The sequence below is a fragment of the Roseovarius sp. CH_XMU1461 genome, from assembly GCF_037027165.1.
GTDB classification, from domain to species: Bacteria; Pseudomonadota; Alphaproteobacteria; order Rhodobacterales; family Rhodobacteraceae; genus Roseovarius; species Roseovarius nubinhibens.
Genome location: NZ_JAYMDV010000007.1, coordinates 54,002 through 64,270, shown reverse-complemented (window position 1 = coordinate 64,270; position 10,269 = coordinate 54,002). Strand labels below are relative to the sequence as shown.

At 57.2% G+C, this 10,269-nt stretch carries 7 protein-coding genes; 3 read left to right on the top strand and 4 right to left on the bottom strand.

What is annotated here, in order from left to right; genetic code table 11:
- The coding region (locus WA237_RS16230) for a calcium-binding protein (RefSeq protein ID WP_336098884.1) at window positions 1-4,645 on the bottom strand (4,645 nt) is incomplete at its 3' end.
- A gap of 672 nt (window positions 4,646-5,317) precedes the next feature.
- Window positions 5,318-5,683: a toxin-activating lysine-acyltransferase gene (locus WA237_RS16225; protein ID WP_336098883.1), complete on the bottom strand. Its 366-nt coding sequence runs from the start codon at window positions 5,681-5,683 to the stop codon at window positions 5,318-5,320.
- Window positions 5,684-5,878: 195 nt separating this feature from the next.
- Here WA237_RS16225 and WA237_RS16220 point away from each other — a divergent pair, with 195 nt between their 5' ends.
- Window positions 5,879-6,556, top strand: coding sequence for a 7-cyano-7-deazaguanine synthase (locus WA237_RS16220; protein ID WP_336098881.1), 678 nt, complete (start codon window positions 5,879-5,881; stop codon window positions 6,554-6,556).
- A gap of 86 nt (window positions 6,557-6,642) precedes the next feature.
- On the opposite strand, the gene WA237_RS16215 is transcribed toward WA237_RS16220, so the two are convergent.
- Window positions 6,643-6,975, bottom strand: a complete 333-nt coding sequence (locus WA237_RS16215; RefSeq protein ID WP_336098879.1) for a hypothetical protein — start codon at window positions 6,973-6,975, stop codon at window positions 6,643-6,645.
- Window positions 6,976-7,113: 138 nt separating this feature from the next.
- Window positions 7,114-8,148, bottom strand: coding sequence for a LacI family DNA-binding transcriptional regulator (locus tag WA237_RS16210; RefSeq protein WP_336098878.1), 1,035 nt, complete (start codon window positions 8,146-8,148; stop codon window positions 7,114-7,116).
- Window positions 8,149-8,248: 100 nt separating this feature from the next.
- Between WA237_RS16210 and WA237_RS16205 the strand changes: the two genes are divergently transcribed.
- Together WA237_RS16205 and WA237_RS16200 are read left to right on the top strand one after the other, a co-directional pair.
- On the top strand, window positions 8,249-9,760 hold the full coding sequence (locus tag WA237_RS16205) for a tripartite tricarboxylate transporter permease (protein WP_040617966.1): 1,512 nt from the start codon (window positions 8,249-8,251) through the stop codon (window positions 9,758-9,760).
- The gene (locus WA237_RS16200) at window positions 9,757-10,227 is read left to right on the top strand and encodes a tripartite tricarboxylate transporter TctB family protein (protein ID WP_216016092.1); all 471 of its coding nucleotides are present in this window, start codon (window positions 9,757-9,759) and stop codon (window positions 10,225-10,227) included. Before WA237_RS16205 ends, WA237_RS16200 begins: the two co-directional genes overlap by 4 nt.
- Window positions 10,228-10,269: the final 42 nt, after the last annotated feature.

Here is a 10,269-nt window from a genome sequence, read left to right as displayed (position 1 = left end):
CCCCGTCCTTGGACCAGAGCATGCGCAGCGAGACCCCTTCCGCAGAATTGACCGTACCGCCCTGGGTGTAATCGTAGGTGGTGAAGGTGAAATCCTCGAGATTGAGATCGGTAAAGACGAACCGATCCGCCTCGCCGGATGTGGCGGTCTCTGCAGAGCTCGAGAGATAGACGCGGCTGCCATTCATCGGGGCGCTATAGCGATAGGTATCGTTCCCGCCTTGACCGTAGATATACTGGAAGCTGCTTTGACCGCTGAAGGTGATAACATCGTCGCCGCCCATCGCATAGACATAGTTCAGCGAACCGACATTGAGGGTATCGCTCTCTCCAGTGCCGTAAATCCGTTCCCTTGTGTCATTGGCGTATCTCGCCGATTGAACAGAGTCGCTGGAGGCGCCGTAGCTCGGATGATACTTCAGCCAATCCGCGTCGATCCGGCTGAGCACCGTGCCATCCGCGAATTCGAACGCCTCGATCTGCTTGCCCATATTGGCCAAGCGCACCTCACCCGAGGCCCCGTCCTTGGACCAGAGCATGCGCAGCGAGACCCCTTCCGCAGAATTGACCGTACCGCCCTGGGTGTAATCGTAGGTTGTGAAGGTGAAATCCTCGAGATTGAGATCGGTAAAGACGAACCGATCCGCCTCGCCGGATGTGGCGGTCTCTGCAGAGCTCGAGAGATAGACGCGGCTGCCATTCATCGGGGCGCTATAGCGATAGGTATCGTTCCCGCCTTGACCGTAGATATACTGGAAGCTGCTTTGACCGCTGAAGGTGATAACATCGTCACCGCCCATCGCATAGACATAGTTCAGCGAACCGACATTGAGGGTATCGCTCTCTCCAGTGCCGTAAATCCGTTCCCGTGTGTCATTGGCGTATCTCGCAGATTGAACAGAGTCGCTGGAGGCGCCGTAGCTCGGATGATACTTCAGCCAATCCGCGTCGATCCGGCTGAGCACCGTGCCATCCGCGAACTCGAACGCCTCAATATGTTGAGCGTTGTTCGACAGGCTCAGCTGACCGGTGACGCCATCAACCTCCCAGTTCAGATAGACGATTATCCCATAGGGATTGTCTGCGCCGGCATTGTGGCTGGTGATAGAGGTCAGATCGCTTAGTGCGATGTCATCGAACACGATCCGATCAAAGCCGCCATTCGCGACCTCGCCGCTATAGGTCATCCTCACAGCGCCCGAATTGGCTTGGATGTGGAACGTGTCATCGCCAGCGCCGCCATAGATCATCTGGCTGCCACCGTGGATGTTGCCGCCGACCTTCAAAACATCGTTGCCGGCATCACCGCGCAGATCATCCTGACCCGTCTCGCTGCCGATCAGCGTGTCATTGCCCGAGCCCCCGAAGATATAAACCATATCTCCCAAATCAGGGGCGCGAATGACGTCATCACCACTCGTGCCATCCAAGCGATCTCTTGTATCATTGGCATAGAGCGCCATTCGTTCCGGATTGCTGGAAGCTTCGGAAACCGGAAGCCGTCGGAGAGAGGCCGGTTCAATACTGCTGAGCGTTGACCCATCTGCAAACTGGATCGCTTCAATATGATCGCCAAACCCATCGATCACCACGGTGCCGTTTCCGGTTTCATCCGCCCAATCAATCTGCAGATTATCCTGCCCATCGATATTGCGAAGCGATAGCGTGACATCGTCTTGGTTCAGGTCACGTAGAATAAGCCTGTCCGCATTTCCGCTCGCTGCCGTCTCGCCGAGCAAGGTGAGATTGCCCATATCTTTGCGGTAGATGTACAGGTCATCACCCCCACTGCCGTAGTAGTACTTTGTCGCCTGATTGCCCTCCGGAAGGGCGCCGTGTTCTAGGTAGTCAGAGCGGTTGCTTCCGGAGAGGCTATGCTCGCTCCCGTCACCTTGCTTAATGTCATCGAGTGCAATCTCGATGATCTGCTCGTTGCCGTCATTGTCCGGAAGAAAGCGATAAGCGATGGCCTCGACGCCTTGCGCTTTAATCGTGCTATGCCCCCAGCTGGCGACGAACCCGTTGGCATCTTCATCAAACTGGATGTCCACACTGCCAAATCGGGCATCAAACAAAATTACGTCGTGCCCTTCATTGGCGCGTTCAACAATCGTGGTGCTGGTTGCGCCGTTTGAATCTACGACGAAGGTATCGTCGCCGGAATTTCCGTAGACGATATTGTCGCCAGACCCCGCGTTGAGCGAGTCATTGCCGGTGCCACCATAAATCGTATCATCGCCAGAATAGGTGCGGATATCGTCGTCCCCGCCTGCGCCGCGTACAATGTCATCACCTTCTGCGGTGAAGAAATTGTTCCCGATGGCGTCTCCGGTTTCATCATAGGGCCCTGTCAGGCCCATCATTTCGGCATACTGAATGGTTTGGAGCCAGCCCGCAGCCAACGCGCTGCTCGGCGACAAGGCAATGAGAAGGTCAATCTCATCCTTGTTTTCCATGTATTTGTGGTAGTCAGACGCGATCTGAAGCGTAGAGGCGACCTTAGTGTGAATTGCCTCATCATCGAATGTGGATTCGGTAAAGCCACCAAGAGTCAGAAGCTCGTCATAGGTTTCGAAATCATAATTGGCCAGCAAATCGCGGAGCGATTGTGATTGCGTGAGCTGCTCAAGTGCAAACTGCAGGTCAATATCTGGGCGGGCTCTGATCACACGCCATGCTGTGCCGCCTTCGCCTTCGCCACCAGAGACATAAACCGTGTGTACCGTATCGAGGACGTTCACGACGATTGCCGGTACCCGGCCTTCGCCCTGACCTGACGCCGGGACAAGAGTAACACTGCCCCCATCCGTCGCGAGATACTCGATTTTCTCTCGCAGGTTCTCGGCGAAAATCGGCGTCCTTGTCGTTTTGTAGTTACCACCCTCACCGCCCCAAACCCGCACGGTCTGAACATCCACTGCGGTCAGGACGTCAACAGCATCCAGCGCTTGGATCAAGAGCTTCAGGCGGTGATCGATACGCAGCTGGGCGACATTGAGATCTTCGATAGCCTTCACAGCCACCATCTGGCCATCGTTGACCTGAGCACGGGTCAGATCTTCGACATAGGCGTGAAGATAGGCATCCTGAAACTCGCCAAAGGTCTTGCCCCGGATACCAGCATTCTTCAGCGCACTCTCGTAATGGCCAAACGACCATTGCCCCAGTTCATCGAAGTTGTTGGATTGGGATTTCACCTCTTGGACAAATCCGTTGATCGCGTCGACATAGGCCTGCGCCAGATCTTGCGACAGCTGGGCGTTGCCGCCGTCATCGGTCCAAGTGCCTGTCAGCTCAAACAGGCCGGTTTCCTCATTGAAGCCAACCTTGGTCCAGGCTTGGGGATGCTTTTCAAAAATCTTGTCGAAAATTTTCCCAACAAGGAAGGAGACTACAATTGTTATAGGTCCCCCTGCGTTGAAGGTGTTCTGAATGACGCTCCATGCGCTTAGGAGTGCCCCGGTGATTGCCGATGCGACATTACCTTCCAGTGTTTCAATAGGTGGTAGTGTCTTCTGAATAATTAGGTTTATGACAAGACTAACGGGATCAAAGCCTATTGCATTGGTGATGCCTTCCGTTCCTGAGAATATTGCCCTCCCTGATCCAAAGGAACCGATTATGCTTCCGATTTGCTCATCGCTGAAGCCGATGTTGATGAAAAGATCTTTAAGGAACTGCGAATTGAACAATTGCTGCGCGCCATAGGTCAGCACACTGTTGATGGAGGCGCTTGCCAAAGCTTGCACAATGGAATCGCCAACGTTATCTGCGCCGGCACTGCCAAAAATCTCTGCCATGATCAATTGGTTCACGGCACCGATCGAGGCATTCACTCCGTTGACGACCAATTCTTGACCAATATCCTCAAACACGCCCTTGGAAATGGTTTGGAACTGCTGGCCAAAATCAAAGGTGCCATGATCTTGGATGCCGCGATCAATCAGCGCACCAACCGTACCCGCAAAGTTCTCCATGATCGTGCCAAGGAATGTCTCCGCTGCGATCTCTTCGAAAACACTTCCGTCATTCCCGATAATCGCTCGGGTTAGGAACGGGGTCAGCGCCTTGCCTACGGCCTCCCCTTGGAATTGACCAAAGAGCGGCTGCAACTCACGCACAACCTCTTCTCTTCCATCAGCATGGCGTATGACACGTTCGTACAGCACAGTGCCGAGACCATCTGAAGTCGTGGTTTCGACAACGCCTACAAGCGTGTCGCCCTCAGTGGATTTTATAATGGTTTCCGCTTCGGTATTGCCTTTTTTTGTTCGGGTAACGACGAAATCAAGCTTGCCATTTTCGTCGAACTCGACCCGTTTAATCGCGTTCAATTCCTCAGGTTTGAGCAAAGACAGGATAGATTGGTTGTGAACCCGAACACCTTGAGCAACATAGTTATGGTGTTTGGCGACTTCGAAATTATATGTCCGCCAGCTCGAGCTGCCTGGCTCTACCCATCCGGTTTCGGACCCAGAAAGTGCGGCGTCATCAAGTGATTCCCCAAGCAAAGCGGAATGTGCCGCTAAACTAGCGCGGAAAGCGGTAACTGTTTTCGGCGAAGACGCATCACAGGCTCCACCAGCTTTGCCATTTTCCATAATAAACTCTACGCAGGTTGCGCGCTCTGTGGCGTGTGGTGTCATGTCGGTTTCTTTCCTGATGGCACCTGGAAGGCGCATGCCGGTGAGGCCGCCGTTTCTCGGAGGACGTGAGATTTCAGGTTTTTCGCGGAAATTGTGAGCGTAGCCAGGGGCTTAATGGGCGATAAGATGTAACGGTACAATTCACCATCGCGCCCATAGGGCACCGAATTGCAAAGTAAATTTTTGAGTTGAGATTTTACTGCACCTCTGGGGAGCAAGATTTGCTTTTCCAGATTGCCTTTCGCGCTACCCAATTGCGTCACACAACTACCTCGTCAACCAATCAAACACTCGTCAAAGCAACGCCCCTAAATTCTCAATCTTCTGGCCACGTTTACACAGCCGGCCTTCAGCTTTTGGGGTCTGGCTTAACCATTATCACATCATATCTCCGAGAGTGCCAGAATTTTAAATATCTTGTCGGAGGTTTTTCCGATTGAAAGGCTGTCTCGGGTTAATTTGCCGCGCCACTGGATGCGAAATTGAAGTGCAGGAATGGAATTTTCTGTAGTTTCGAATCACCATTCCGATTAGGGGCGTCGTCTACGGCGAGCGATGTGGTGAGAAAATTCAAGAAATGAATTTCACTTAGGCAACATTTTCGGACATTCTATAGCTACCAGAAAGCAGCAAGCAGAAGGCTTTCGTATCCCAAAGCGCCACGACTATGCCTTAGGCGTCCGCTTGCGCCGATTTCCAAAAACGTTGCCGAAAAACGTCCGCCGGGTTGAAGGGCGACACCACATCGACCACTGTCAGGTTTTCGCCGGATCGCCAATCTTCCAAACCCAAGGTTTCGCCTGCTTCCAGCCGCGCCTTGGCATCATCAGACAGGCCGGCCCAAGTGAGAAAGGCCACCGGCTGATTGTCCTTGGAATAAAGCTTGAATTGCCTCAGCAAAATCGGGGTGGCCACGATGGCCTCAACCTCTCGGATTTGCCGGTCTCGATAGGCCTTATCCATCGTCATCAACCACACGGCATTTCCGATGGTGGATCCAAAGGTTTGCGCATCCATGCGTTCATCGTCCTGTGCCATGCTCGTCTCCACCCACAATACATCTACCCAGTCAGGTCCAGCTAACGGACCCTTGAGGTTCAGGGCAATTTAGGTCTGATCGCGCAACGCGTCGACTGTTAATTGTCGCGAAGACGGAATACCGTCGCGCAAAGGTGTTTATAAAACCGGATCATTTTACTGCCATGGCCGGTTGCAGATTGTGTAGAGGGCAGCATGACGAAAAAACCGAAATTTACCCGCCTCATCATGCTGTCCGGCGGGATTGACAGCACCTTTCTTCTGGCTCAGGCCTTGCGGGAAACTGAAGATCTCGTGCTCGTCCATCATGTGCATCTGATCAATCTCGAGGGTCGCCATAGGGCCGAGGCACATGCCTGCAAAAAAATCGTTGAATATTGCCGAACGAATTATCGCGACTTTGTTTATACAGAGAGCACGGTGGACCGAAGTGGCCTTTACGCCATGGGCTATGATGTCATCACGGTGGCATCAGAGGCAGGAATCGCGGCGACCAACCATCTTCTCGAAACCGGAAGTATGGCCGATTTTTGGATGCTTGGGTTCAATCTGGAAGAGGCGCATGGCGCCGAAGAGGAAAACGACGAAGTCGGGCTCTCCGATTCGGGGGAGGCCGCCGCTCAGAGACCTGCGACCAATCGGCTGGCCTATATCCTCGCAGCCATTGCGGCGACATGCTTTCCCAACGCACCGCCAAAATACCTACGGCCGATCCTCCAACCCAAACGCGAACTGATGGACTATATGGGGCAGGACTTGGTCAATCTATGCTGGACCTGCCGCCGACCGGTGAGAACCGAGCAGGGGTTCCACGAATGCGGCGAGTGCAAGACCTGCAAGCTGATGAACTCTATCCGCGACAACAAATCCTGACACAGCTCCCGTGCCGCTAGTCAGGGCGGTAAATGCCGCCCCCAATCTATCTGACCCGCGCTACGCCGCGCCGAACCCGTAGCGAGTCACGCACTTTGCAGCTTGGCGGAAACCACAGGCGAATGTACCACCCCAAGCGGTTCGTTGCGCGGCATGGCCTGTCGCGCAACGCCAATGAGCGGCTGAACAGGGCCGCGATCCAACACCATGGGCGCGCCCATCCGCGGGCCTTGGCTTTCCCATTCCGCCGCCCGATAGATGTCTTCTAGCGTCGTTCCCGAACAGGCGAGCACGAAATCTTCGGGCTTGGGAAGCGTGTCACCAAACTCCCACAGGAACGGCATCGCAGGACCGTCACCGACGCGGATAAGCTCGTCTTCTCCGACGACACCACCGCCCGCTTGGATCAACTCCGCCACGGAAAACGATCTCCGTTCCGAGCCATGCCCGACAATAAAACGCGTTCCAAGGCGAATGCGGCCTTTCACCTCCGCCCACAACCCCATTTCCCCCACCGTCGTCCTGCAGCCGCAATACCGACGTGGCATTTCCCCCCCTCAACCCGCACCGCCCACCGGGCCGGTCGACTGCCGCGCCATCACCCGCAGCCGGCATTTTCGCGCCACGCTGCCGTCATTCTCGCCGGTCACCGCCGCCGCGATATGGTCCGCCGCCAGCGTCCCGATCCGCTTGGCCGGGATGCGGATCGTCGACAGCGACGGCTCGATCTCGCTCGACCCTTTGAAATCCCCGATCCCCATCACCGACAAATCTTCCGGCACCCCAAGACCCAGGTGTTTCGCCGCATAGAGAACCCCTTGCGCGATGATGTCATTGCCGCAAAGCACCGCCGTCGGCCGCCGCGCCTGACCCAATAGGCGCAGCGCCCCACGCTTGGCCTCCGAGATGCTGTAAGGCGCCTCGAGCCGCCAGTTCTCCGGCACCTCGATGCCCTGCTCCCGCAGCGCGGCCTCCGCCCCGACCATCCGCCCCCGCGCCCGGTCATTGCCGGTAGGGTCCGGAAAAATAAGACCAATATCGCGATGCCCGAGGCCCAGCAAATGCCCCACCGCCATCCGCCCCGCCTCGTCATTGTCGACCCCGATACACGGCAGCTCGGCCCCGTCCCGATAGTTCCAAAGCGCCATGCTCGCGACACCCTGCCGTGCGATGAGCTGATAGGTCGCCTCCGAATGTTCGAGCCCGATCAGCACCAGCCCATCGACCCGATGCTCCAAGAGCTTGCGGGTCATCGCGTATTCCCGGTCGAGATCGAACCCGTGGCTGACGATCAACATGGTGAACCCATGCGCATCGAGCCGCTGCGAAAAGCTCTGGATCACCTCGGCGAAAATCGCGTTGTCGATCGTCGGCACCACCAGGCCAACGGTGCCGCTGCGCCGCCCATGCATGACCTGCGCCGCGCGGTTGCGAATATAGCCCAGACGCTGCACCGCCCGATCAATCTTCTTGCGAGTCGCCGGTTTGAGAAGCTCGGGGTGGTTGAACGCCCGCGACACTGTCGAGGCCGACACGCCCGCCGCCTTTGCGACATCGGTAATATCGGGCGTACCGCCTTGTTTTCGCGACATGAATCTGGTCTCCACAGGGGCAAAAATGAAAACATTTGCAAAACTATTTTCATGCCCTAGCCTTAGCTGTCAACAACGACATGTCAGAGGGAGGAATGACGTGGAGTTCTTGAATTACTTCGGTGCTGTGTTCGAACCTGTGGCCTTTGGGCTGCTCCTGATCGGAACGATCGGGGGGCTGATCCTTGGCGCCACGCCGGGGCTGTCGCCGACCATGGCGGTCGCGCTTTTGATCCCGTTTACCTTTCATCTCGCACCGGTGCAGGGGCTGATCCTGCTGGGCGCGGCCTATACCTCGACGGTGGCGGGCGGCGCGGTGAGTGCCATCTTGCTCAAGATCCCCGGCGCGCCGGCGAATATCGCCACCACGCTTGACGGTCACACCATGGCCCAGAAGGGCGAGGGCGCCCGCGCCCTGCAGCTGAGCTTTCTGGCCTCGGCGGTGGGCGGTGTGATCGGCGTGCTGCTGCTGATCTTCCTGACGCCCTATCTGGCGCAATGGGCGCTCGCCTTCGGGCCGAGCCACCTGTTCTGGCTCGCCATTCTCGGCGTCACCGTCATCGGTTCGCTCGACAGCGCCTCGGTGGTCAAGGGGCTCTTGTCCGGCTGTATCGGTCTCTGGCTCGCCACCATCGGCTTTGACGACATCATGGGGGCGCAGCGGTTCATCTTTCACCCCGCGCTAGGCGGCGGCATCAATATCATCGCCGCGCTGATCGGCCTCTTTGCCATCCCGCAGGTCATCACCATGTTCGCCAAGGGCCGCCGCCCCGACGAAACAGAGGTGATCGCGGTGCAGAAACACTCGATCATGGCCGCCGTGCGCGAAATCATTCGCCGCCCCCGCGCGCTCAGCATCGGCACCATCACCGGCGCGATCATCGGGCTGATCCCCGGCGTCGGCGGCCAGATCGCCGGGCTCGTCGCCTATGATCAGGCCAAGAAATTCAGCCCCGAACGCGCCAAGTTCGGCAAGGGTCATTCCGAGGGCGTCATCGCCGCCGAGAGCGCCAACAACGCCATGGTCGGGCCGAGCCTCGTGCCATTGCTGACCCTCTCGATCCCCGGCTCGCCCACGGCGGCGGTGCTCTTGGGCGGTCTGCTGATCCACGGGATTTTCCCGGGCACCGATCTCTTTGACAACCACCCCGACGTGGCCTGGACCTTCATCAACTCGATGCTGATCGGGCAGGTGCTGATGTGCATCTTCGGCCTCTATGTGGCGAGCCTCGCCGCCCGGGTGGCGCAGGTGCCGCAATATGTCATGGCGGCGATTGTCCTCGGCCTCGCGGTCTTTGGCAGCTACTCGATCCAATCCTCGATGGGCGATGTCTATGTCATGGCCGCGCTGGGCATCATGATGTATTTCCTCGAACGCTTCGGCTTTTCGGCCGCGCCGCTGGTGCTTGGCCTGATCCTTGGCCCGATTGCCGAGGCCAACTTTATCCAGGGTAGCATGATTGCCGAGGCCACCACCGGCATGGGCAGCTACTTCTTCGGTGGCACCATGAACATCGCCCTGATCGCCATCGTGATCGCCTCCATCGCCTATTCGGTCTGGATGGAGCTGCGCTCGCGCCGCTACATTTCGAAAGAGGAGATCTACGGATGAGCACCCCAAGCCTGCCCCGTCTCCAGCATATCTGCGCCTCCGGGGCCATCGCCGCCGTCGGCATCTGGATCACCTGGCTGAGCTACACCCAGGAGCCCGCCGACGCCTTTCTCTTTCCGCGGCTGATCTCGACCGTCTTCGTGGTGCTGGCGCTCTGGACCTTTGGCAAGGCCCTCTTGGGCTGGACCAAGGTCGGCAACGGGCTCTCGACCGTGGCGCTGCGCCGGCTCGCGCCGGGGCTGCTGGTGGCGCTGGTCTATCTCTTCTGGGGGGCCGAAACGCTCGGGTTCTACACCGCCGGGGCCATCGCGTTCTTCTTGCTGCTGACCCTCTACGATCCGGCGCCGCATAACGAGGCAAAGACCTGGATCAAACGCGCCGTGATGACCGCCGTCTATGTGGCGGTGATGTACGCGCTCTTCGCCATGCTGCTCAAGATCTACACGCCGCGCGAAATCTTCTTCTGACATATCACAGAGCGCCCGAGTGAAACGGGGCCGATCAACCAT

Excerpts from the sequence above, each read along its gene's own strand:
- WA237_RS16220 (WP_336098881.1), top strand. The coding sequence starts at position 5,879 with ATGACGAAAAAACCGAAATTTACCCGCCTCATCATGCTGTCCGGCGGG.
- WA237_RS16225 (WP_336098883.1), bottom strand. The coding sequence starts at position 5,683 with ATGGCACAGGACGATGAACGCATGGATGCGCAAACCTTTGGATCCACC.
- WA237_RS16200 (WP_216016092.1), top strand. The coding sequence starts at position 9,757 with ATGAGCACCCCAAGCCTGCCCCGTCTCCAGCATATCTGCGCCTCCGGG.
- WA237_RS16210 (WP_336098878.1), bottom strand. The coding sequence starts at position 8,148 with ATGTCGCGAAAACAAGGCGGTACGCCCGATATTACCGATGTCGCAAAG.